This window comes from Exiguobacterium sp. s189, assembly GCF_018617615.1.
GTDB classification, from domain to species: Bacteria; Bacillota; Bacilli; order Exiguobacteriales; family Exiguobacteriaceae; genus Exiguobacterium; species Exiguobacterium aestuarii_A.
In genome coordinates this window covers 16095-37520 of sequence record NZ_JACSKM010000014.1, presented here as the reverse complement: position 1 = coordinate 37520, position 21426 = coordinate 16095, and the positions used below count along the sequence as shown (strand labels likewise).

The 21426-nt window shown below is 49.0% G+C and carries 21 protein-coding genes and 1 other annotated feature (1 of these 22 cut by a window edge); of the genes, 14 read left to right on the top strand and 7 right to left on the bottom strand.

Features of this window, described 5'->3' with window-relative positions:
• Nucleotides 1-27, top strand: a binding site (T-box leader); it begins 196 nt to the left of the window's first position.
• 57 nt (nucleotides 28-84) lie between these two features.
• The 3 genes from KNO99_RS13850 to KNO99_RS13840 all read left to right on the top strand — a co-directional run bounded on the left by KNO99_RS13850 (nucleotide 85) and on the right by KNO99_RS13840 (nucleotide 4418).
• On the top strand, nucleotides 85-2736 hold the full coding sequence (locus KNO99_RS13850; RefSeq protein WP_214749731.1) for a valine--tRNA ligase: 2652 nt from the start codon (nucleotides 85-87) through the stop codon (nucleotides 2734-2736).
• Nucleotides 2737-2830: 94 nt separating this feature from the next.
• On the top strand, nucleotides 2831-3580 hold the full coding sequence (locus KNO99_RS13845) for a hypothetical protein (protein WP_214749728.1): 750 nt from the start codon (nucleotides 2831-2833) through the stop codon (nucleotides 3578-3580).
• A gap of 82 nt (nucleotides 3581-3662) precedes the next feature.
• Entirely contained in the window at nucleotides 3663-4418 is a 756-nt protein-coding gene (locus KNO99_RS13840; protein WP_214749725.1) for a hypothetical protein, read from the top strand.
• 16 nt (nucleotides 4419-4434) lie between these two features.
• On the opposite strand, the gene KNO99_RS13835 is transcribed toward KNO99_RS13840, so the two are convergent.
• The 4 genes from KNO99_RS13835 to KNO99_RS13820 all read right to left on the bottom strand — a co-directional run bounded on the left by KNO99_RS13835 (nucleotide 4435) and on the right by KNO99_RS13820 (nucleotide 6501).
• Nucleotides 4435-4611 carry a hypothetical protein gene (locus KNO99_RS13835; RefSeq protein WP_214749722.1) on the bottom strand — a complete coding sequence of 59 codons (177 nt, stop codon included), beginning with the start codon at nucleotides 4609-4611 and terminating at the stop codon, nucleotides 4435-4437.
• Complete coding sequence (locus tag KNO99_RS13830) at nucleotides 4608-4802, bottom strand: hypothetical protein (protein WP_214749719.1); 195 nt, start codon at nucleotides 4800-4802, stop codon at nucleotides 4608-4610. Before KNO99_RS13830 ends, KNO99_RS13835 begins: the two co-directional genes overlap by 4 nt.
• On the bottom strand, nucleotides 4799-4975 hold the full coding sequence (locus KNO99_RS13825; protein ID WP_158024788.1) for a hypothetical protein: 177 nt from the start codon (nucleotides 4973-4975) through the stop codon (nucleotides 4799-4801). Before KNO99_RS13825 ends, KNO99_RS13830 begins: the two co-directional genes overlap by 4 nt.
• An 89-nt stretch (nucleotides 4976-5064) precedes the next feature.
• Nucleotides 5065-6501, bottom strand: coding sequence for a protein adenylyltransferase SelO (locus KNO99_RS13820; RefSeq protein ID WP_214749716.1), 1437 nt, complete (start codon nucleotides 6499-6501; stop codon nucleotides 5065-5067).
• A gap of 109 nt (nucleotides 6502-6610) precedes the next feature.
• Between KNO99_RS13820 and KNO99_RS13815 the strand changes: the two genes are divergently transcribed.
• Together KNO99_RS13815 and KNO99_RS13810 are read left to right on the top strand one after the other, a co-directional pair.
• Nucleotides 6611-7825, top strand: a complete 1215-nt coding sequence (locus KNO99_RS13815; protein WP_214749713.1) for a bifunctional folylpolyglutamate synthase/dihydrofolate synthase — start codon at nucleotides 6611-6613, stop codon at nucleotides 7823-7825.
• A 74-nt stretch (nucleotides 7826-7899) separates the two neighbouring features.
• A complete protein-coding gene (locus KNO99_RS13810; protein WP_214749710.1) occupies nucleotides 7900-9420 on the top strand; it encodes a hypothetical protein in 1521 nt (506 codons plus the stop codon).
• A 44-nt stretch (nucleotides 9421-9464) separates the two neighbouring features.
• Here KNO99_RS13810 and KNO99_RS13805 read toward each other — a convergent pair whose 3' ends face one another.
• The 3 genes from KNO99_RS13805 to KNO99_RS13795 are packed head-to-tail and all read right to left on the bottom strand — an operon-like array spanning nucleotide 9465 to nucleotide 12073.
• On the bottom strand, nucleotides 9465-11105 hold the full coding sequence (locus KNO99_RS13805; RefSeq protein WP_214749707.1) for a hypothetical protein: 1641 nt from the start codon (nucleotides 11103-11105) through the stop codon (nucleotides 9465-9467).
• A 16-nt stretch (nucleotides 11106-11121) separates the two neighbouring features.
• Nucleotides 11122-11682: a PilW family protein gene (locus tag KNO99_RS13800; RefSeq protein WP_214749704.1), complete on the bottom strand. Its 561-nt coding sequence runs from the start codon at nucleotides 11680-11682 to the stop codon at nucleotides 11122-11124.
• Nucleotides 11624-12073, bottom strand: coding sequence for a prepilin-type N-terminal cleavage/methylation domain-containing protein (locus tag KNO99_RS13795; protein ID WP_214749701.1), 450 nt, complete (start codon nucleotides 12071-12073; stop codon nucleotides 11624-11626). The genes KNO99_RS13800 and KNO99_RS13795 overlap by 59 nt, the downstream gene beginning before the upstream one ends.
• Nucleotides 12074-12231: 158 nt before the next feature.
• Here KNO99_RS13795 and KNO99_RS13790 point away from each other — a divergent pair, with 158 nt between their 5' ends.
• The 9 genes from KNO99_RS13790 to KNO99_RS13750 all read left to right on the top strand — a co-directional run bounded on the left by KNO99_RS13790 (nucleotide 12232) and on the right by KNO99_RS13750 (nucleotide 21391).
• Nucleotides 12232-13443, top strand: a complete 1212-nt coding sequence (locus tag KNO99_RS13790) for a G5 domain-containing protein (RefSeq protein WP_214749698.1) — start codon at nucleotides 12232-12234, stop codon at nucleotides 13441-13443.
• Entirely contained in the window at nucleotides 13440-13724 is a 285-nt protein-coding gene (locus KNO99_RS13785) for a hypothetical protein (RefSeq protein WP_214749695.1), read from the top strand. Before KNO99_RS13790 ends, KNO99_RS13785 begins: the two co-directional genes overlap by 4 nt.
• A 1-nt stretch (nucleotide 13725) precedes the next feature.
• Nucleotides 13726-15396 carry a GspE/PulE family protein gene (locus tag KNO99_RS13780; protein WP_214749692.1) on the top strand — a complete coding sequence of 557 codons (1671 nt, stop codon included), beginning with the start codon at nucleotides 13726-13728 and terminating at the stop codon, nucleotides 15394-15396.
• Complete coding sequence (locus tag KNO99_RS13775; protein WP_214749689.1) at nucleotides 15389-16426, top strand: type IV pilus twitching motility protein PilT; 1038 nt, start codon at nucleotides 15389-15391, stop codon at nucleotides 16424-16426. Before KNO99_RS13780 ends, KNO99_RS13775 begins: the two co-directional genes overlap by 8 nt.
• Before the next feature lie 6 nt (nucleotides 16427-16432).
• Nucleotides 16433-17650 (top strand): type II secretion system F family protein, encoded by a 1218-nt coding sequence (locus KNO99_RS13770; RefSeq protein WP_214749686.1) that lies wholly within the window; start codon nucleotides 16433-16435, stop codon nucleotides 17648-17650.
• A 142-nt stretch (nucleotides 17651-17792) separates the two neighbouring features.
• Nucleotides 17793-18272 carry a prepilin-type N-terminal cleavage/methylation domain-containing protein gene (locus KNO99_RS13765; protein ID WP_214749683.1) on the top strand — a complete coding sequence of 160 codons (480 nt, stop codon included), beginning with the start codon at nucleotides 17793-17795 and terminating at the stop codon, nucleotides 18270-18272.
• Nucleotides 18273-18355: 83 nt separating this feature from the next.
• Nucleotides 18356-19108: a prepilin peptidase gene (locus KNO99_RS13760; protein ID WP_214749680.1), complete on the top strand. Its 753-nt coding sequence runs from the start codon at nucleotides 18356-18358 to the stop codon at nucleotides 19106-19108.
• 13 nt (nucleotides 19109-19121) lie between these two features.
• Nucleotides 19122-20687: a pilus assembly protein PilM gene (gene pilM, locus KNO99_RS13755; RefSeq protein ID WP_214749677.1), complete on the top strand. Its 1566-nt coding sequence runs from the start codon at nucleotides 19122-19124 to the stop codon at nucleotides 20685-20687.
• Nucleotides 20684-21391: a hypothetical protein gene (locus KNO99_RS13750; protein ID WP_214749674.1), complete on the top strand. Its 708-nt coding sequence runs from the start codon at nucleotides 20684-20686 to the stop codon at nucleotides 21389-21391. Before pilM ends, KNO99_RS13750 begins: the two co-directional genes overlap by 4 nt.
• Nucleotides 21392-21426 lie beyond the last annotated feature (35 nt).

The following is a 21426-nucleotide window of genomic DNA, read 5'->3' as shown; positions in this document are numbered from 1 at the left end:
AAGATCACGGCTTCTTTCGTCCTTAGCGTATAGGACGAGAGAAGCCGTTTTTGTGTTCATTAAGAAATAGAGGAGGCGCCACACATGGCCCATGAGACAAATGAAATTACCATGCCGACGAAGTACGACCCAAGTGCGACGGAGTCAAAATGGTACGACTACTGGTTAGAAAACGATGTATTTAAAGCAGACGAGGACGATTCGAAACAACCGTACACAATCGTCATCCCACCACCGAACGTTACGGGGAAACTACACCTCGGTCACGCTTGGGACACGACGCTCCAAGACTTGTTGACGCGCCTCAAGCGCATGCAAGGTTATGACGTGCTCTGGCTTCCAGGGATGGACCATGCCGGCATCGCGACACAGGCGAAAGTTGAACAAAAACTCCGCGAAGAAGGCGTCATGCGTTACGACCTCGGACGTGAGAAATTCCTCGAGAAGACGTGGGAATGGAAAGACGAGTACGCGAAGACGATTCGTGACCAATGGTCTAAACTCGGTCTCGGCCTCGACTATTCACGTGAACGCTTCACACTCGACGAAGGGCTCTCAAAAGCCGTTCAAGAAGTATTCGTTCGCTTGTATGAAAAAGGTTTGATCTACCGTGGCGAATATATCGTCAACTGGGACCCGGCTCAAAAGACGGCCGTTTCGGATATCGAAGTTATTTACCAAGAAGTCGAGGGTGCGTTCTATCACATGAAGTATCCACTCGCTGATGGTTCAGGTCACATCGAAATCGCGACGACACGTCCTGAGACGATGCTCGGGGATACGGCGGTTGCCGTCAACCCGAAAGATGAGCGTTACACACACCTCATCGGCAAGACGATCATGCTTCCGGTCATGAACCGTGAGATTCCGATTGTTGCGGACGACTACGTTGACATGGAGTTCGGTACAGGTTGCGTGAAAATTACGCCAGCCCACGACCCGAACGACTTTGAAATCGGAAACCGTCACGAACTTCCACGCATCCTCGTCATGGACGAAGGCGGGAAGATGAACGAGAACGCTGGCAAGTACGAAGGGCTCGACCGCTTCGAGTGCCGCAAGCAACTCGTCAAAGACTTAGAGGCGGACGGCACACTCGTGAAGATTGAGCCGCACACGCACTCGGTCGGTCACTCAGAGCGTTCAGGCGCAGTCATCGAGCCATACCTTTCGAAACAATGGTTCGTTGATATGGAGCCACTCGCGAAAGCGGCACTTGAAGCACAAGGAAACGCCGACACGAAAGTCAACTTCGTCCCAGAACGCTTCGAAGGCACATACCTCCGTTGGATGGAGAACATCCGCGACTGGTGTATCAGCCGTCAACTTTGGTGGGGCCACCGCATCCCGGCTTGGTATCATAACGAGACAGGCGAAGTGTATGTAGGAAAAGAAGCACCAGCGGACAGTGAGAACTGGACACAAGACGAAGACGTCCTCGACACATGGTTCTCGTCAGCGCTTTGGCCGTTCTCAACGATGGGCTGGCCGGATACGGACGCACCGGACTTCAACCGCTACTTCCCGACGAGCGCGCTCGTTACGGGATACGACATCATCTTCTTCTGGGTATCACGCATGATCTTCCAATCACTCGAGTTCACAGGGAAGCAACCGTTCAACGATGTCCTCATCCACGGTCTCATCCGTGACTCGGAAGGACGCAAGATGTCGAAATCACTCGGTAACGGCGTTGACCCGATGGAAGTCATCGACCAGTACGGAGCCGATTCACTCCGTTGGTTCCTCCTCACAGGTTCGACACCAGGGAACGACCTTCGTTTCTATTGGGAGAAGATCGAGTCGACATGGAACTTCGCGAACAAGATTTGGAACGCGAGCCGTTTCGCTCTCATGAACATGGATGGACTCAAAGTGGAAGAGATCGACCTCACGGGCGAGAAGACGCTTGCCGACAAGTGGATCTTGACACGCTTGAACGATACGATCGACCAAGTGACACGCCTCGTCGACAAGTACGAGTTCGGTGAAGCAGGTCGCTACTTGTACAACTTCATCTGGGAAGAGTTCTGTAACTGGTACATCGAGATGGCGAAACTCACGCTCTACGGTGAGGACGAAGCAGCGAAGCACACGACACGTTCGGTCCTCGCGCATACGCTCGATTCAATCATGCGTCTCATGCACCCGTTCATGCCGTTCTTGACAGAAGAAATCTGGCAGCACTTGCCGCACGAAGGCGATTCAATCGTTCGTGCAAGCTACCCGACGCGTCGTGACGACCTTCACTTCGCAGATTCAGTTCCAGCGTTTGAAGCTGTGATGAACGTCATCCGCTCGGTTCGTAACATCCGTGCCGAAGTGAACGCACCGATGTCGAAACCAATCCAGCTCTTCATCTCGACGAGCGACGATGCGACACAAGGTTACTTGAGCGCGAACGAAATGACGATCGGCAAGTTCACGAACGCGACAGAGCTCGAAATCGGACGTGGCCTCACGGCTCCGGATAAGTCGATGTCAGCGATCATGACAGGCGCGGAGCTCTTCATCCCGCTCGCAGACCTCATCAACTTCGAAGAAGAAATCGCGCGTCTTGAAAAAGAAGTGGCGAAGTATGAGAAAGAAGTCGAGCGCGTACAGAAGAAACTCGGAAACCAAGGCTTCATCGCCAAGGCACCGGCTCACGTCATTGACGAAGAAAAAGCAAAAGAAAAAGACTACCTCGACAAGCGTGACGCGGTCCGCGCCCGTTTGGAAGAGTTGCGTAAATAAGACATGGACCTTCTTTGGAGATTAATTCTCTGAAGAAGGTTTTTTTGTGTTTTGGTAGAATTTGGAGAGGTAGATGTAGAAAAGGGGATACAAGATGAAACGAATCGGGTTAATGTGTGTTCTTGTGTTGGGGCTGACTGGATGTACGACATCAGAAGAGACGAAGTCTATAAAGAAAGACAGAGATGAAGTTGAGACGATTGAAGTGACCACCTCGCCTGAATGGGTAGGTACGCTAGTTGAAGATGTACCAAAAGGCACCGAATCGCTATCAGATGCGGTGGTTCAGCAAATTACACTTCAATACAAGGACGGGTCAGAAGGACACCTTTCTAAAAACGATGTCATCTATGAGACGACAGTCGGAGACATCGGATTGATCGCGATTGGTCATCCGAACCAAACACCTTCCTTCGGGGTATATCACTATTCACGTGACAAGGAATGGGTCATGCACGGGATGAAGCATTTTGGGATTACTGACGCTTCTGATAAAAGACGTCACGACTTGGCGCTCCCACAAGATTTGATGTATACAATCGATAGTGAAATCGATGACGTGGAACGACCTGTAAAACTGTGGACGTTATATGATGAGACGCAACTAGTCACCATTTTGATGACCGATGCATTCAGTGTGGGAGACGGTGAGCGAATCAATCGTCATGCAGATGGAGTGGAGTATGATCGATTGAACCAGCCGAGCGGCAATGGAATCTACTACATCAGTCAAGACAAACTGATTCTCGTGACAGGAAACCTCTCGGAAGAAGAGCTGTTGACACTAGCTGATTCTTTACCGGAACCTTCATCTGTGTCGTTTCCTTTCGATGATACAGAATAAAGATCCTTTATGTACAAAAGAGATTTTGTGTTGGTGCTTTGGTGAAAGTAAACATTAGCAATCATTGAAAAGGGGCTACGAGATGAGAAGAATTGGGGTAATGTGTGTTCTTGTATTGGGATTATCGGGGTGTACGACACCTGAAGAGACGAAGTCTGTGGAGACGGGTGAGGTGGAAAAAGTAGAGCAAGTGGAAGGAATCGATGAATCACAATTTCCCGACGCAGAAGTGACAGGGACGATGATTGCCGAAGTACCACCAGGGACAGAAAAGGTCTCGGACGCGGTCGTAGCACAAATCACTCTTCAATATGAAGATGGCTCGACAAAACAGTTGTCGAAGGATCACATGTTAACGGAGACGATGGTCGGAGGAATCGGTTTAGTTGCGATGACCGTCCCAGACCGTGCGAACCCGTTTGGCGTATTCATTCATGATGGTAAGAAGGGATGGGCGCAACGCGGGATGCAACGCTTCGGGGTACCCGATACGTCCAGTTCGTCTACTCAGGGATTAAATCTTCCAGTCAAAGAGATGGAAGTCATCAGCTCTGACTATTCAGTTAACGATTGGCCGGTGAAGCTTTGGACGTTATACGATGAGACACACCTCATCAGTATCATTGAGACGGACAATTTCACTGAAATCGAAGGGGAGATGTCGGATCAGCCAAAACCATACCTACTGGAGCAAGCATATGGGAACGGCTTATATTACTTATCTCAAGGTAAATTGATCATCGTAACGGGAAATATCTCGGAAGAAGAGTTGTTGACACTAGCTGATTCTTTACCGGAACCTTCATCAGGATCGTTTCCTTTTCGGGATTCAGAATAATATCAAGGCCCGAGCGTTAAGAGCGACGTTCGGGTCTTGTTTGTACGAGCCACCAGACGATGATTCCAATCCCCAATAGCATTGGGAGTTGAGTATACAGTGGGGTGGTGAAACCGATTCGAAACAGGTGGACGATATACGTGGAATATAGAGCCGCACCAATAACCAAGAGAGCGATATAGATGCGTTTCATGCCTCTTCCTCTTCACTCCAAAACGGCACACGGCCTGTTGTGATGTAGTATGAAGACGTGAAAAGAAGACCAATCGCCACACCGGTCAATTGTGGCTGAATCGGTTGATCGACTAAAGTTAAATAAAGACTATAAACTACATAAGATGCTGAAGTGGTGATGAGGATCATCAATGGAATCAGTTTTTTCATTTTGTGTCACTCCATTCCGACTCATTCAGATGTTTCATGTACTGGACGAACGACACGCTCAAGAAAAAGACGGGCATCGCCCAAACGATATTGCTTAAGTATGGGGCTTGCCAAAGTTCGAGTGCGAGTAAACAGGCAAATCCTAATGAGACGAGTGAGGTGAGTAAGCGCATATATAAGTACCTCCCTTTTGGAATACCTTATCCTACGTTAAAAGATTGGAAAATGATTCAAAAAAACCATCTCGCAAATGCGAAATGGTTCATGTGCCACAAAACGTTTGATACGGATACGTCCGAGTTGGACCTGCCGATACGTATTCAGATGGTTGGTCGTAGTTATAAGGGTCACGCAAAATCGTGAGTAGCGCCTCGGTCGGACCGAAGTCGCCTCGTTCTGCTGCTTGGATTGCTCTCTCGACGTGATGATTACGTGGAATGACGGCCGGGTTGTATTGGCGCATGATTCGACTTACGTCCTCATCCGGCAAACCTTGTTCGCTTAGGCGTTTTTGCCAAGCATCGATCCATGCCTTCCCATCTTCCCGAGTTACGAATGAAATCGAATCGATTTCACCGAGCGTCAACGAGCGGAACGTATTCGTATAATCTGCTTCTGTCTCCATCATCAAGCGGAGCAGATCATCGGTTAGTGCATCGTCACCGTCTTTTCGGACGTATATGCCGATCTTGTGCGCGAGTCCGGTAAAGTAGGCTTCTTTATATAGCTCCGTATAGCGGGTGAGCTGTTTGTTTGCCACATCGACTGCTTCTTCTTTCGTCTCCCCAAGGAGCGGCAGTAATGTCTCTGCGAGTCGGGCAAGGTTCCAAGACCCGATGTACGGTTGATTTCCGTAGGCGTATCGTCCTTCCCGGTCGATTGAGCTGAAGACGGTCTCCGGGTGATACGTATCCATGAACGCACACGGTCCGTAATCGAGACCTTCTCCACTGATGAACATATTGTCCGTATTCATCACCCCGTGAATGAACCCGACGAGTTGCCAGTTGGCGATGAGTCTCGCCTGTCTTTCGACGACGCGTCCGAGAAACTGTTCGTAGCGATCGGGTGCATCAATCAAGTCTGAGTCGTGACGTTTGATCGCAAACTCCGCGAGCGCGATGACGTCATCGATGGAGCCGGCACCTGCCGCGAATTGGAACGTCCCGACACGCAAGTGACTCGAGGCGACCCGGGTCAGGACGGCTCCGTGCTTAGGACCTTGACGCATGATGGCTTCCCCGGACTGCACGACGGCGAGTGCCCGGTTCGTCGGGATGCCAAGCGCATGCATCGCCTCGCTGATAATGAATTCCCGTACCATCGGACCGAGGGCGGCCCGTCCGTCGCCACCTCTCGAGTACTCCGTCGGTCCAGAGCCCTTCAGTTGCACATCGACACGTTTCCCGTTCGGGGTCACGTGCTCCCCAAGCATGAGGGCCCGTCCATCCCCAAGCATCGTCAAGTTGCCGAATTGATGTCCGGCGTAGGCTTGCGAGAACGACGTCTCGGTTTGACGATTGCCTGCAAGTAATTCGATGTCTTGTTTAAGTGTTTCTGTATCAAGCCCGAGCGAGGCGGCTAATGGATCGTTAAACAAGACGAGTGTCGGATTGTCGACCGGATGGATGGGTCCACGGTCATAAAAAATGTCACGCAGTTCGAGGTACGTCGCCTCGAAGTTCCAGTCAGTTGTCATGGCGCATGCCTCCTTCTTCGCTTCGAGTATAGCACAGACTGTTTTCCATAACGGCTGTCGTGAATTTTGATAAGATGAAACAGAAGTGTAAACAGTAGGAGTGTGGAAGATGAAGACGAGACAAGATGTATTTGATTGGTTGAGTGGACAGCTTCGCTTCGGGATCAAACCGGGTCTCGAGCGGATGAACTGGATGATTGAGCAGTTAGGATTAGAAGAACGTCCATCCATTCATGTGGCAGGGACAAACGGAAAAGGGTCGACTGTGGCCTTTTTACGGGCGATGGCGATGGAGAATGGATTATCCGTCGGAACGTTCACGTCGCCTTATATCATTCAGTTCGAGGAACGAATCATGTTGAACGGGGAACCGATTCAAGAAGACGCGCTCGTCGACGTGGCGAACCGAATCAAAGCGTGTGCGGACACGGCACCGGAGACATTGACGGAATTTGAGCTCTTGACGATGATGGCCTGGTGCTATTTTGATGACACACGTCCTGATGTGATCATTTGGGAAGTCGGTCTCGGGGGACGACTGGACTCGACGAACGTGTTGACACATCCCCTTGCGACCGTCGTGACGTCGATTGGTCATGATCACCAAGGGATTCTCGGCGATACGCTTGAAGAGATTGCGATGGAGAAGTACGGCATCATGAAGCGTGACGTGCCGATGTTCCATAGTGTCGGTGAGGAAAAGTTGATTGAACTGTTGCTTCAAAAAGGAGAAGACGTAGGCGCTTCGATTCATGATGTACGAACACTTGTGGCAGAAATCGAGGACGGGGCTGGGACTGTCGTTACATATGAGGGTATGCCACCTGTCGTACTCGGGTTGACGGGTCATCATCAAGCTTATAACGGGGCATGTGCCGTCGCCGTAGCGCGTCATCTCGGTTGGAAGGAAGAGGCGATTCGGTCGGGTCTTGAGCGGGCACAACATCCGGGGCGATATGAACTCGTCTCCAAACGACCACGAGTGATCTTGGATGGGGCACATAACCAGGAAGGCATCGAGGCGTTGGTTATGCAAGCCAAACAAGAGACAGATGTGACCGTGCTGACAGCGATATTAGCAGATAAGGACCGTGATACGATGATTCACGCCCTTCAAGGGATTGGCGACGTGTACGAGACGACGTTCGATTTTCCACGTGCGAGAACGAAAGAGCAGCTTATAAAAGATGGGGCACGCTTCGTTGAATGGAAAGAATGGCTAAACGATTGGATGGAAGCGCCGACGAGTGAGACGTTGATTGTGACCGGGTCTCTGTATTTCATCAGTGAAGTAAGAACTCATTTCCAAAGTTTGAAAAAATGAACTTGTTAAATGGGATTGGAAAGGGTATGAATTAACTGAAGAAGTGTGACGACAAACCGACTGGAGGACTTTCCATGTTCAAGCAACCGAGATCCAAGTACGGCCTGATCATATTGATTGCAGCAGTATTCATCCTTTCTATTTACTCCTCAACGTTCGCTAAGAAAAATAGCGATTATCCGATCACGACACCAGTTAAAGGTGAAGTCATTCGAACGATATCTCCAGACGAAGATTGGGTGCAATCAATCTTTACGTTGACGTATACCTTTGACCTCCAAAAAATTCTAAATGAAGTGAAAGGCCGTCCTAGTCTAAATTCATATGAATTAATCCAATGGAATGTAGAAATTGTGGAGAAGATTCCTAAGGAGTTTACGGTACCTGATAATAAAGACTTACCTGAAGGTTTTGCTTTCAATAAAGAGACGCGAGAGTTAACAGGAAAGTTTTCGCTAGAATGTATGAAGGAGAAGGGGAAGAGTGATAATAAATGTAACAAAGTACTGAATAAAAACTCAGTGATTTCTGAATTCTCCATTCCTTTAACCGCGACAACACCTGGAACATTTACATTTAAGCCAGGTAAGTTTGCGTATACCTTTTATGCGGAGCATTCTGGACAAGGTACAACGAAGCATGATCGTGACATAAATCGAAGTCCAGGAACATTATCATCTCAAACCGTTACGGTAAAAGGAACGACTTTAACCGTTCCGAAGACGTTGACGTTGTATATAGGTGAAACGGCATCCGTGAAAGTAGACGCCACAGGTACCATTGATTCTACTAAGGTGAAATGGGAGAGCGATCAAGACGGTGTTGTTGAACTGAAGGAAGATGAGACAACAGTCTCGATCACTCCAAAAACGGTAGGTGAGACTTCAATCCGGGCGACGTATACGTATCCGAATGGTCATGTCGTGAAGTCGAATGATTTAAAAGTAATCGTAAAGTTGCCCAATCTCTCATTGAATCCGAATCCGAATGAACTATGGGTATATCAAGATACGCAAGGAAACCTCATCCAACAATCGGTAACCATTACTCTGGATCAGACGAAATCAGATGGGGCTACACTGGTAAAATCGTTACCTGTCGATTGGACGTCCGCATCGAGTGCATTGACGGTTACTGGTGGAGATTCAAACGTTGCGACCATTCGCGCTGAACATGGAAGCCAAGGTGGCGTAGTCATACTCGGCAAACTGAAAGGCTATTCGGAACAATCAAAACAAACCTTGATTAATGTCAAAGAATACCCGCAGTCGATTAAGACGCCGAACGTCATTCTGTATATGAGTGACAGTCCGTATTCGTATAGCGAACAAATCAACTTCTATCCAGATACGGCAAACGTAACGGGCTACGGATTGACGGTATTGGAAGGAACAGATGTGATAACGGTTGAGCAGGGAGAACTCAAATTGTTGAAACCGGGGCTTGCAAAAGTAGGAATCGTCACACAAGATGTTAGTGCCTCTTTCCCGGAAGGTAAAGGGCCAAAGCCGATTTCTCAGTTTTTCTACGTCCAAGTGAAGGATGGTACCGATCCAAACCCTGGTGTCGATACGCCGGCGGGTGATTTTTACTAAGTATACGAAAAAGAAGCCGATTTGATTCGGCTTCTTTTTTATGTTCATTGTTTGACAGGACGTGCCGTGAATAGTTGAAGCTGGTCGGAAACAGGTAACGTATTGATTTGTTCAAAAACACCTTCGTTATATGTCATAATCAGGCGTGATTTTTCGATATCATCGGTCTGAGTCCGGTTACCTGGTGCAAACTGGGCCTCTTTTGCACTTTGGGTTGGTAATGGGCGGAACGTTCCCCGGAATGTATTGATTTCTAGTGGACCACGACTGTAAAGACCACCTTTTATATTGATGATGGAGCCAACCGCGTACAGTTTACTCTTCTCCTCTGAGTCACTATATAGAAATGCCTGGAGCGGTGTCGTCGCGTCTTCAAATTCATTGATTCGATTTAACAACACTTTTCCTTTCGCTAACAGAACGAGAGAGCTGTTTTGGGACTGACTGACCCCCGTAATGGACGCACGGTCAATAAAGGCATCTTTCAAGGTATATACGGTCGTGTTGAATGCAACATTTCCTCGGATTGTGAGGTTTCCGTTCACAATAAGTGGTCGACTGATTGTAATTGGACGTACCGCATCGATGATGACATCCCCATCGAATAAGAGTGGCACATTCGAACTTGCAACTGATTCGCTGATGATGGATGGAGAAGACACGGGTGATGTAATGATTTTAAGAGAATCAATCGCATCGATTTGTTGTTTATCGATATATTCAGTCAAACCGAGGTTAGGCTGCTCTAAATAAGGAGGATTTTTGATTGGATTTATTCTTCCACTTTTAAAAATGGAAGTAGGGGGTGCCTCCTTATAGTCTAGCTCTGTACCTGATTGAAAACGATTGACGTATTGAATAATCGAATAGTCAAAATTGAATGGTGAGAAGGATGAATCAGTCTCACCAATTTGCGGTTTTTCTCCTGCAATCGGTGTCGCGTCACTCGTGAAATATTCGTTTAAGTCGCAACCATCACATGTCGCTCCAGGTGCTAAATCGATTTTTCCGTCCAAATAAAATCGACTTGTCGAACTATTTTCAAGTGATTTCTTTGTTGAACCTAGTTGGTAGGATGCGGTTCGTTGAACGTTCAATTCGTTCGTCGCGACATCACTGTTTCCGACAAAGATGTTTCCAGTGATTTTAGGTGGACCATTGACTGACAATTGCTCGTCAGACCCGAGAACGTAATACAAAAAAGATGGCAGGGCGGTCACATATACTTCTTGTGTATACGTAGCCGTTTGTTTTGGTTGCTCGGCTTTTGGGACGGTCGTTCCCGTTGCTGTCAGTGTGAGGACAGTCGTGAATGGGGCATCGGTTCGATCTGCAGTAGAGCGTTCAATCGAATAGACGATATCGTTATCTCCAGACAATTGGTTTCCGGTATACGGTTGATTACTCACGAGTAACGAAGTGATTTTGTCTTGAAAGGCTTGCTCTGATTTCATGTAATTGGGCACAACTGTCTTATCTTGAATCTTAAATGTTGTCTTTAACTCAGCAACTAGCAGATTTAACGTACTTTTGACGTCGGCATCGAGTTGTGTCTCGTCGACGCGAATGATGGTCTGTTTATTTGTCGCCAAGTTGACTTGGATGGCAGCAAGTGACAAGACGGCTAATGCCGCCATGGTCACGAGGACAAGAATGAGGACGTAACCTCGTTCATCTTGCTTCATAGGTACAAACTCCTTTTCAGAATGGGATGGCGCTCTTGAACGTCTTCGTCTCAGATGGATCATTGGCTGGAGATAGTGTGATTGTCAGTTCAATCAAGCCAGACTTATAGTAGGATGGCTGATTGACTCTCGCTTCGACGGCACCGTCAACAATCGAAATGTCCATCGATTGGAGTACGACATCATTCGAAGAAGAGGAGAAGGAAGCAGCGGATAATGTTTTGCCGGTATCGAGATAGCCGCTTTCACGATACAAAATCCCATTCGCCGATACTTTCGGGTCATTTAAGACGTGAAACGTATAGACCCCATTACGTTCAGTCATCGCATCAAATTTCGTTTGGTTCAAGTCCTGCATGACCGAGGCAATCAAATAGTCCGCTTCTGCTCGAAGGGAACTCGAATCATTCGTCAAACGAAAGCCAAGAGTACCAGATAAAAATACCGTGATGATGATTCCAGCGAAGATGGTGGAAATAACGAGCGCCAACAACAATTCAACGAGTGTGACACCTTCTTCAGAGCGTTGTAGCTTCCGGATTACTCGTTTCAGGGAACTTTTCATGGAGACTCGCATCGGTTACGACTCCTTTCAGCGTGATTGGTTGGAGTAACGTATCGGAATCAACGATGATGGTTACGTCCATGACGTTCGAAGAAGTTTGAACGGAATCAATGTCGATCGAATAGTCGCGACCGTTGATTGTGGCCGAACACAAATCACATGTGCCATTGACATCTTTTTTAAGCGTATCAAGAGAAAATAAAGTATCGGCCTCCTTCGCTCGGCGTTCGATTGTATGTAATGTGTTTTGTGCAATTTGATTTGCAACCGTTCGATCTAAATCAGAAGAGGTAATTCGAAGACTTTGCGAGAAGATACTCATCATGGCTCCTGCCAAGATGGAGACGACGACAATAGAGACCAGTACTTCGACGAGCGTAAAACCTTTTTCGTTATGCGACAAGACATTGACCTCCTATTCAAAAAAAGTAAAACAATCGGTAAATAACGTATGGAATAATGAATAAATTGTTATTTTTTGTACAATACATATTATACTAAAGTTACACACTGAACGGATACATAGAATAGAAGACATATGAAACATAGGGGGATTTTTACATGAAGCGGTATGGGATGCATCTTTTCATTTTGATCGGACTCGTCATGCTCGTGACGCTACCGACCATCGGACTCGTCAATTACTTAGATGCGTCCGCCGAGTCAAGTACTACATATACAGAAACAACAGTCGCAGGCGTCGATGTTTCCGGGATGACGAAGGAAGAAGCTGACGTTCGTCTCGATAACGCCATCAAAGATTTCAACACGATGCCGTTTTCGGTCAATCTGATGGACGGGACCGTCATTGAAATCGGAAAAGAAGTCGTGACGTTCGATGTACCGAACACGCTCGATGCCATCACGGATGAGGGCGAATACCCATTGTTGACCGCAATCGATGAATCTAAAGTTGAACCGTATCTCGAAGGTCAACCTGTGACGATGACGATGATTGCCCCGGCATTGATGGAAGCGGCATCGATGCTTGAGTCAACGGTCGCACTGGAACAAGTCGCGGCGGAGAGTGAAGTCGTCGCTTCGTTTACCGTGAGCCCGACTCCGGCGATGCAGTCCACGCTCGATCGAATGAACGGATTCGAGATGGCAGCAGGTGATATCTTTAGTCTCAAATCGTTCGGGGAAGACTTTGAGGCGCTCACGACGCTCGGCTCTTCGTTCTATCGCATGTTTGCTGCCACACCGTTCGCCATTCTTGAACGTGTGCCGCATGAGACGCTCCCGTCTGGTGTCGAACTCGGGTATGACACGAAAGTGGACGCCCGCTCGAATTTTGCGGTGCAAAACCGTGAGAAGTCATCATATGCCATTCTCGTTTTAAATGAAGGGAATGCGGTGACCGTCCAATTACTCGGGCAACCGTTTGAATCGGCTTACGAGGCGCGAGTGGAAGAAGTGACGTCGGTTCCTTATCAAAAAGTCGTCCGATTCTCGTCATCGCTTCCTTCAGGCAGTTCATCAGTCACACAATCTGGACAATCTGGCCAGTCAGGGAAGTTGTATCGCGTCAAAGTGACGGAAGAAGGAGAAACGATGGAGTTGCTCGGTTTTGATTTTTATGCCCCGACACCGGAAATCGTGACGAAGAGCTCGGTCCCACTTCCGCCACCTGAACCGGTCGAACCGGTCATTCCAACATTCCCTGATGAAGAGGTGGAAGAAGACCCGGTTTTTGACGATGAACTAAATGACGACTTTGAAGAACCGCCCGTATTTGAAGAAGACCCTGCAGATCAGGAGGCAGTCGGATGATTGGTTATATGATTTTACTTGGTTTTTGGGTATTGGCCACATTGACGTTGTTCGCCTTGTCTGTCCCATCGATGAAGAAGCGTGAAACGAAATTACTCATCAGTATCTGGACAGCACTTCTTTCAGCAGGAATTTACTACATGGTGACGGAGTCGTTGACGCAAGCATGGTGGGCGTGGTTCCTACTCGTTGTCATATTGATTGGTGGAGTGACGGCTAGTACTTTCGTTGAAGAGAGGGAAGTCGAGCAAGAGGAGGCTCCTCAAAGGATGGTGAAGTAACGTGAGACGAACGAAACGAAGACTCGGCGAGATGCTCATCGAGGCCGGACTCATTACGCCGAGTCAGCTCGATGAAGCGCTCGAACAAAAACGCCCAGGTGAAAAACTGGGGGATACGCTCATTCGGTTGAACCACATTACCGAAACGCAATTGATTCAGATGATTCATGAACAGTTACACGTTCCCATTATCGAGCTGTATGCACAGGACATTAACGTGACGGTCACGAAGCTCGTGCCGAAAGCATTGGCACAAAAACATGACGTCATGCCATATCAAGTGATTGGAAACACGCTTTATATTGCAACGGCTGACCCACTCGATTTGATTGCGATCGATGATGTCCGTCTGCAGACCGGGATGAATATCGAGATTGGTATTTCGACACGTGAACAGATTCGGAAGACGATCAGTCGTTATTATGAGATGGATCATTCACTCGTCGAGATTTTAAAAGAAGATGCACCGGAGATGGATCAACAAGAAACGATGAATCGGGACGATGCACCAATCATTCGCCTCGTGAACCAAATCTTTTTGAGCGCAATCGATCAACGGGCTTCGGATATCCATTTCGATCCGCATGAGAAACAACTTCACGTCCGGTTCCGGATCGACGGAGATTTGCGTACGGAAACGATTTATCCGAAGAAAATTCAAAGTGTCATGCTGACGCGCCTTAAAGTCATGAGTAACCTCGACATTACGGAAAGTCGTCTCCCGCAAGATGGGCGGATCAAGTATACGTTACGCAATCGCGCCTATGACTTCCGTGTCTCGACGCTCCCAACGATGTATGGGGAGAAGATTGTTATTCGAGTGCTCGATTCGTCGCAAGGGCTGACAGATTTGACGAAGCTAGGGTTTGGGGAACGGAACGAGCAAGCATATCGCGAAATGCTCAAACGTCCGAACGGCATTATTCTCATTACCGGTCCGACCGGTTCAGGGAAGTCGTCGACTCTCTATGCCTCACTAGTAGAGTTGAATGACGAGACGAAAAACATCATTACGGTAGAAGACCCAGTCGAGTATCAGCTCGATGGGATCAACCAAGTTCAGGTCAACTCTAAAGTCGGCTTGACGTTCGCATCTGGTCTTCGTTCGATTTTACGACAAGACCCGAACATCGTCATGGTCGGGGAGATTCGAGACACGGAAACAGCGGAGATTGCCATTCGGGCCTCACTTACGGGCCACCTCGTCCTATCGACACTACATACAAACTCGGCCATCAGTTCCATCACCCGTCTCGTCGATATGGGTGTCGAACCGTTCCTCGTCGCCGCTTCGACGACCGGGCTTGTCGCGCAACGTCTCGTACGACGTGTCTGTCGTGACTGTGGTCAGGCAGAACCGGTCTCGAAAAGTGAGCAACGCCTCTTCGAAGCAGAAGGCATTCACATCGACCGAATTGTTCGTGGAAAAGGATGTTCTTCATGCAACTCGACAGGATATCGTGGGCGTCTCGCCATTCATGAAGTGATTCCAATCAACGAAGGGTTACGACGGATGATCATGAATCAGGCGACCGAGTCTGAGATGGTGGAATATGCGAAGTCGCAAGGCGCGACGTTCTTACTGGCTGACGGATTAGAAAAAGTCGCAGCCGGGTTGACGACGACTGAAGAAATATTACGAACTGTCATTACGGAGAGTGCTTATGATTAATCAATCGATTGAAGTCATCTTGACGAATGCGGTCGAGCGACGCGCATCAGATATTCATTTGACGGCGGGTTCTCCACCAATCATCCGGGTGGATGGGAGTCTGATCACGATGGGTGAGGAGAAAGTATTGCCTCAACATCTTGAAGGATACTTAAAAGAAATTATGACGGAAGACATGCGGGAACGCCTCGAGCATGAGCGCGATCTCGACTTCTCGTTCGGGGTGCCACGTGTTTCGCGCTTCCGTGTCAACGCCTACTATCAACGGGGAACGATTGCAATCGCATTCCGTTCGATTTCCGGGGAAATCCCGACATTAAATGAACTCAACTTGCCGACGGTATTGAAGCGATTGATTGAGAAGCCGCATGGTCTTATCCTCGTGACGGGGCCGACCGGTTCAGGGAAATCGACAACGCTTGCGGCGATGATCCACGAGATCAACCGGACGCAACGGAAGCGAATCATCACGTTAGAAGATCCAATCGAATATTTGCATTCACATGATCAAAGCATCGTCGACCAACGCGAAATCGGCTCGGACGTCATGAAGTTCGTGAGCGGTCTACGAGCCGCTTTGCGCCAAGACCCGGACGTCATTTTGCTTGGGGAGATGCGTGACTTAGAAACGATTTCGACGGCGATGACAGCTGCCGAGACGGGGCACCTCGTCATGGCGACGCTCCACACGTCGAGTGCGATGTCGACCGTGAGCCGAATCATCGATGCCTTCCCGGCGGAGCAGCAAGATCAAATCCGGACGCAGCTCGCGAACGTCTTGCTCGGCGTCGTCAGTCAACGGTTGTTCCCGCGGATTGACGTGCCGAAAGGCCGTGTCGCCGCCATGGAGATCATGTTAGGGAACCCGGCTGTCGCCAACTTGATTCGAAACGAAAAAGAGTTCCAGCTTCCGACCGTCATTCAGACGAGTCGCCAGCATGGCATGCAGTCGATGGATGCCGCGATTGAACAGCTCGTACGACAAGGAATCATCAATCCGAACGCCGTCCCGACAGAAGAGATGAGGTGATGAGTGATGGCGATATTTCAGTATGAAGGAAAGCTCCTGAACGGGAAGCGCAAGAAAGGTCGCATCACGGCCGTCTCGCTTCGGGAGGCGAAAGATAAGTTACGCCAAGAATCGATTCTCGTGACGGACTTGTCCGAACTCGAATCGACCGGACTAAACAAAGAGGTCAATATCCTACCGGAACGCGTCAAAATCGAACATCTGATCATGTATGTCAGACAGTTCGCGACGCTCATCCGGGCGGGGGTGCCAATCGTCCGCGCGACGTCGATCTTGCGTGTACAGACCGAATCGAAAGTCTTGAAGAAGACGCTCAGTCAAGTCGAGGACGATTTGAAAGAAGGGATTGCCTATTCCGAGGCGATCAAAAAGCATCCACGCGTCTTTTCGAACTTCTTCAGTTCGATGGCACTTGCCGGGGAGACGAGCGGGAACTTGGAGGAGGCGCTCGACCAGATCGGACTCCAACTCCAAAAACAATATGACGTGAAGCGGAAAGTTATCTCCGCGCTGACGTATCCGTTGGTCGTCTCGATTGTCGCCATCGGCGTCGTCGCCTTCTTGATGGTGAACGTCGTTCCGACGTTCGCAAGCATATTTGGTCAACTCGGTGGTGAGCTCCCGCTCATCACGAGAATCGTCGTCGCCGTTTCAGACTTTATCGCGGCGTTCTGGTGGCTCTTACTCGCCATCGCCATACTCGGGGTGCTTGTGTTCACGTGGATGCTGAAGCGGGACCGGGAACGATTCGTCATCGACCGGTTGCTGCTCAAGATGCCGATTTTCGGACCAATTGTAACGAAATCGCAAATCGCGCTATTGACGCGAAGTTTAGCCGTCCTATTACAGGCAGCGGTTCCGATTTTAACGGCCATCGAGATCACGGAACGCATCGTGTCGAACCGCGTCATCCGGAAAGGATTGACGGAAGCACGGGAAATGATGGCGCAAGGGATCCCACTCCACGAGCCACTCATGCGCAACTCGAACTTCCCACCACTCATGACGCAAATGATTGCGGTTGGGGAAGAAAGTGGGGATTTGGACTCGATGTTAAACGAAGTCGCCGAGTTTTATGAGACAGAGGTCGAGACAACGACGGACCGACTCAAGTCAATCATCGAACCGCTGTTGATTGTCGTTTTGGCGAGTGTCGTTGGTGTGATTGTCATCTCCATTGTCGTTCCGATGTTCCAAATCTATGGTGATATTCAAAATCAGTAAACGAAATATGCAGAGTTTTGAAAATATACCTTTTCAATACTATATTTAGAAGGTATAGTAAAATTGTTCTACTTCTAGTTTAGGTATTTTGTAATACATCTAGCTTACATGCAGCACATCACACAAAAGGGGAGAATGAATCATGGTAGAGAAGTTGAAAATGATTTGGCAAGATGCCAAACAATTAAAAGATGAGCGTGGACTTACACTCGTCGAATTGCTCGTCGTCGTTGTTATTTTAGGAATTATCGCAGCCATCGCGGTCGTTGCGATTGGTGGGATTATTGAGAACTCGAAAAAGGATGCAATGGTTGCTGATGCGAAGCAAATGGTGAGTGCGGCGAAATTGCATACGGCTTCTAATCCTGAAGCAGGTACATTAACTTTCTTATCTACATCTAAGGACGCAGACGATAAAGAAGTAACATCTAAGGGAGATGGAGCAAACTATCTTTCAAATTTAAAAGATCCATTTAACAATAAAGAATACAAAACAGCTCAAGTAGTTATCAGTGAGGATGAAGCAGGTAAGTTTGGTTACCAAGTTGTTTTAGTGGGTTCAGAGTATGAATTAAATGGTGTTGATGAAAACGATATTTCAAAAGATGAATTAGAACAATAATATCCTCCGGCTGGCGCTGGGCACTCGCTCAGCCTAGCCGGTTTTCTGTTTTTGGCATATACTGACAAAAGGAGGATCCCCCCTTGATTGAATTCATTGGATTCTTATATAGCATCGTCCTCGGGGCGGTTATCACGTCGTTCACCAACGTCGTCGGGCTCCGCGTGCCACGCAAACAATCCATCGTGACACCGCGTTCACATTGTCCGTCTTGCGGTCACGAATTGTCACCGTGGGAACTCATCCCGATTTTTGGCTATCTCGCTCTCAGAGGGAGATGCCGTGGGTGTGGCGAGCGGATCGCGCCGACGTATCCGATTTTTGAATTGCTCGGAGCCATCGGATATGGCTATAGCTATACACTTTACGGATTTAGTATGACGACGCTCCTCGCGTTCGCTTTCTTATCGACGTTGTTGGCGCTCGCAGTATCTGATTTATCGACGATGCTCGTACCGAACGTCATCTTGCGTATCACGGCACCGATACTACTCGTCCTTACCTATGTGGCAGGGGCCACGTGGTGGTCACCGCTTGCTGGGGCGCTCCTCGGATTTTCTCTTTTAGCGACTGTCTTTTTCGTCTCAAAAGGGGGACTTGGGGCAGGGGACGTCAAATTGTTTACTATGATTGGTCTCGTACTCGGCCCTCGTGATGTACTCGTCGCTTTGTTCTTGTCGAGCTTGATCGGTGCGGTTGTCGGAGTGGGTTTGATTGCTTCAAAGAAAATTGGACGAAAACAACCGATTCCGTTCGTGCCATCGATCGCGCTCGGGACGATGTTGACGTTTTGGTTTAGTGAAAGCTTTTTTGATTGGTATTTTGAGTTGATGTAGGGGGAAAACGATCATGAGTCGTGGGATAGAGAAAGGGACGGTCACCTATTTTTCGTTTGATGCACTCAGCATCCACGGGGCCGTTATCAAACAAGGTGTGTTCAAACGAAGCGCCTCGGTTCAGTTGGCGAAAGACGCGTACGGAGAAGGGAAAATCTTAGACGAGACCGCGTTCAGTCTCGCTTTCGACGAACTCTGTCGCAAGTTGAAAGTCCGTCGTGGTATGACGTGTGCGGTCGCGTTGGATGAGACAGAAGTGTTGTCACGGAAAGTCGAGATTCCTTCTACGATTCCGAAAGATGAGATCCGTGGCTACTTGTTCATGGAGATCGGCAGTTCCATCATCTTACCGTTCGACGATGTGTCGTTCGATTATGAAGTGTTAGGCGAAGATGGGGTCAAGACGGACGTCATGCTTCATGCCGTATCGATTGAACTGACGAAGTCGCTCCGCTCGTACATGAAAAAACGCGGTCTCGCGTTGAAAAAAATCACGCCACGCTCGGTCGCAGTCGCAAACGGCGTCATGCGCTTATCAGACATCGATTCGCTCCACTCGACGCTCATCTGGCACGTGACACCATTCTCGCATCAATTGTTGGTGTTAGAAGAAGGGCAGATTCGTTTCATTCGTTCCATCGAGTCAGACCTTCCGTACCAAGTCGGGACGAAAGACGGTGTCGTGACGTATACATACAACGGGACGGATGAGATGAAAGCGAACCAGATGGATGACTGGTTGAACGAACTCGCCCGCTTCCTCGATTTCTATCGTTACTCGCTCCGGACGGATGGTCGAGCGATTGATCACTTATACGTCTCGGGAACGGTTCCTGAAGTAGACGATCTTGTTCACATGATTCAATCCGAGTCCCTCGTCTCCGTCACACGGGTCGAACAACCGCTCGCGATTGCCCATGGGACACCGCTATCGCATCAGATGCTTCCATTACTCGGGATGGCGACCCTTCAACGTGACCAGGATACGAACTTTATCAACTCGACCGATGTGACGCTACGTTGGCCAATCGTGACGGGACTCGTCGCACTCTTCCTCGGAGGAGGCGCGGCCGGTTACCTGTACTACGAGGTGGGGCAATTGGAAGCGGAACAAGCACGTATTGAAGAGGAACTCCAACTTGTCGAGATCTATCAAACCGAACAGGTGAACTCGAAAGCACAACAAGTGCTCTCGCTCGACCAGACCGTGACGGCGTTGACGGACATGGAAAAAGATGCGGTGCCGGCACTACGGGCGCTGACTGAACAATTGCCTCCGACGGGTTACGTGTTGACGTATAACTACGCGGACGGCTCGATTATGAGCGTGCGGACACAATTTGAGACGCTCGAGGATTTGAACGCCTTCCAACGTTCACTCATGACAGATGAACGCTTCCTTGATGTGAAGCTCCTCGGCGTGACGACCGAATTGAAGGCGGCAGAAGAGGAAGAAGAAAATTCATTCGAAGAAGACCCGCTTCCACGCTACATCGGAGAATTCACGTTCATGTTCCAAGACGTGGAGGAAGAATTGACTGAAGAAGAGGAAGCAGATGCGGAGGTGGTGAGTCAATGAAGCGTTCGACAATTTATGCGTTATTTGCGATTTGCCTCCTCGCAGCCATCGTAGCACCGGCTTACTTCGGATATACGTACTTCATCAAACAAGGAGAAGTCGAGGCGCTTGAACGTGACCTCTCGCTCGAACGGACGAAGCTTGAACTGTTGCGTCAGAAAGGGAAAGCCGTTGACGTGGCAGACTCACAAACGCTCCAGACGCGCGTTCCGACGGCACCTGCACTCGATACGGTCGTCGAGGCGTTGTCACAGGCAAGCTTGCTCGCTGGCGTCGATGTGACAAGCATCGCCTTCGCGGACGGCTTGGTGGCCGAGTCAGAGGTGCCAGAGACAGTCGAGCCGTTCAATCCGGCCGACGTCAGTGAGACGAATGAACCGGCTGAACCGACAGACGTCGCACCGGTCAACGCCTCGACAATTCGTTCGACCGTGACCCTTCAGGCTGAGACGTATGATGCCCTCGTCTCGTTCTTGAAATCGATTGAGTCGATGAACCGCATCCATGTGTTGCGGACGATTCAATTCACGGGACCAGCCGAGACAGGACCGAATACGGTCGAAGAAGTACAGGCGCTTGATTTTACGGTCGAGCTAGATGCCTTCTATCGCCCGGACCTCGATCAACTCGTTCCGGACCGTTACATCCCAGAACCGGCGTTCGAACAAAAGGATATCCCGGTCTATGATTACACGACACCATGAGTCGACACGTCCCTTCACAAAATGAAGGGGCGTTT

Bases quoted from the DNA above. Each gene is read 5' to 3' on its own strand.
- KNO99_RS13800 (WP_214749704.1), bottom strand. From the start codon at position 11,682: ATGCGAGTCTCCATGAAAAGTTCCCTGAAACGAGTAATCCGGAAGCTA.
- KNO99_RS13815 (WP_214749713.1), top strand. From the start codon at position 6,611: ATGAAGACGAGACAAGATGTATTTGATTGGTTGAGTGGACAGCTTCGC.
- KNO99_RS13835 (WP_214749722.1), bottom strand. From the start codon at position 4,611: ATGAAACGCATCTATATCGCTCTCTTGGTTATTGGTGCGGCTCTATAT.
- KNO99_RS13845 (WP_214749728.1), top strand. From the start codon at position 2,831: ATGAAACGAATCGGGTTAATGTGTGTTCTTGTGTTGGGGCTGACTGGA.
- KNO99_RS13750 (WP_214749674.1), top strand. From the start codon at position 20,684: ATGAAGCGTTCGACAATTTATGCGTTATTTGCGATTTGCCTCCTCGCA.
- KNO99_RS13790 (WP_214749698.1), top strand. From the start codon at position 12,232: ATGAAGCGGTATGGGATGCATCTTTTCATTTTGATCGGACTCGTCATG.
- KNO99_RS13830 (WP_214749719.1), bottom strand. From the start codon at position 4,802: ATGAAAAAACTGATTCCATTGATGATCCTCATCACCACTTCAGCATCT.
- KNO99_RS13775 (WP_214749689.1), top strand. From the start codon at position 15,389: ATGATTAATCAATCGATTGAAGTCATCTTGACGAATGCGGTCGAGCGA.
- KNO99_RS13765 (WP_214749683.1), top strand. From the start codon at position 17,793: ATGGTAGAGAAGTTGAAAATGATTTGGCAAGATGCCAAACAATTAAAA.
- KNO99_RS13825 (WP_158024788.1), bottom strand. From the start codon at position 4,975: ATGCGCTTACTCACCTCACTCGTCTCATTAGGATTTGCCTGTTTACTC.
- KNO99_RS13770 (WP_214749686.1), top strand. From the start codon at position 16,433: ATGGCGATATTTCAGTATGAAGGAAAGCTCCTGAACGGGAAGCGCAAG.
- pilM (WP_214749677.1), top strand. From the start codon at position 19,122: ATGAGTCGTGGGATAGAGAAAGGGACGGTCACCTATTTTTCGTTTGAT.
- KNO99_RS13810 (WP_214749710.1), top strand. From the start codon at position 7,900: ATGTTCAAGCAACCGAGATCCAAGTACGGCCTGATCATATTGATTGCA.
- KNO99_RS13785 (WP_214749695.1), top strand. From the start codon at position 13,440: ATGATTGGTTATATGATTTTACTTGGTTTTTGGGTATTGGCCACATTG.
- KNO99_RS13820 (WP_214749716.1), bottom strand. From the start codon at position 6,501: ATGACAACTGACTGGAACTTCGAGGCGACGTACCTCGAACTGCGTGAC.
- KNO99_RS13850 (WP_214749731.1), top strand. From the start codon at position 85: ATGGCCCATGAGACAAATGAAATTACCATGCCGACGAAGTACGACCCA.
- KNO99_RS13840 (WP_214749725.1), top strand. From the start codon at position 3,663: ATGAGAAGAATTGGGGTAATGTGTGTTCTTGTATTGGGATTATCGGGG.
- KNO99_RS13805 (WP_214749707.1), bottom strand. From the start codon at position 11,105: ATGAAGCAAGATGAACGAGGTTACGTCCTCATTCTTGTCCTCGTGACC.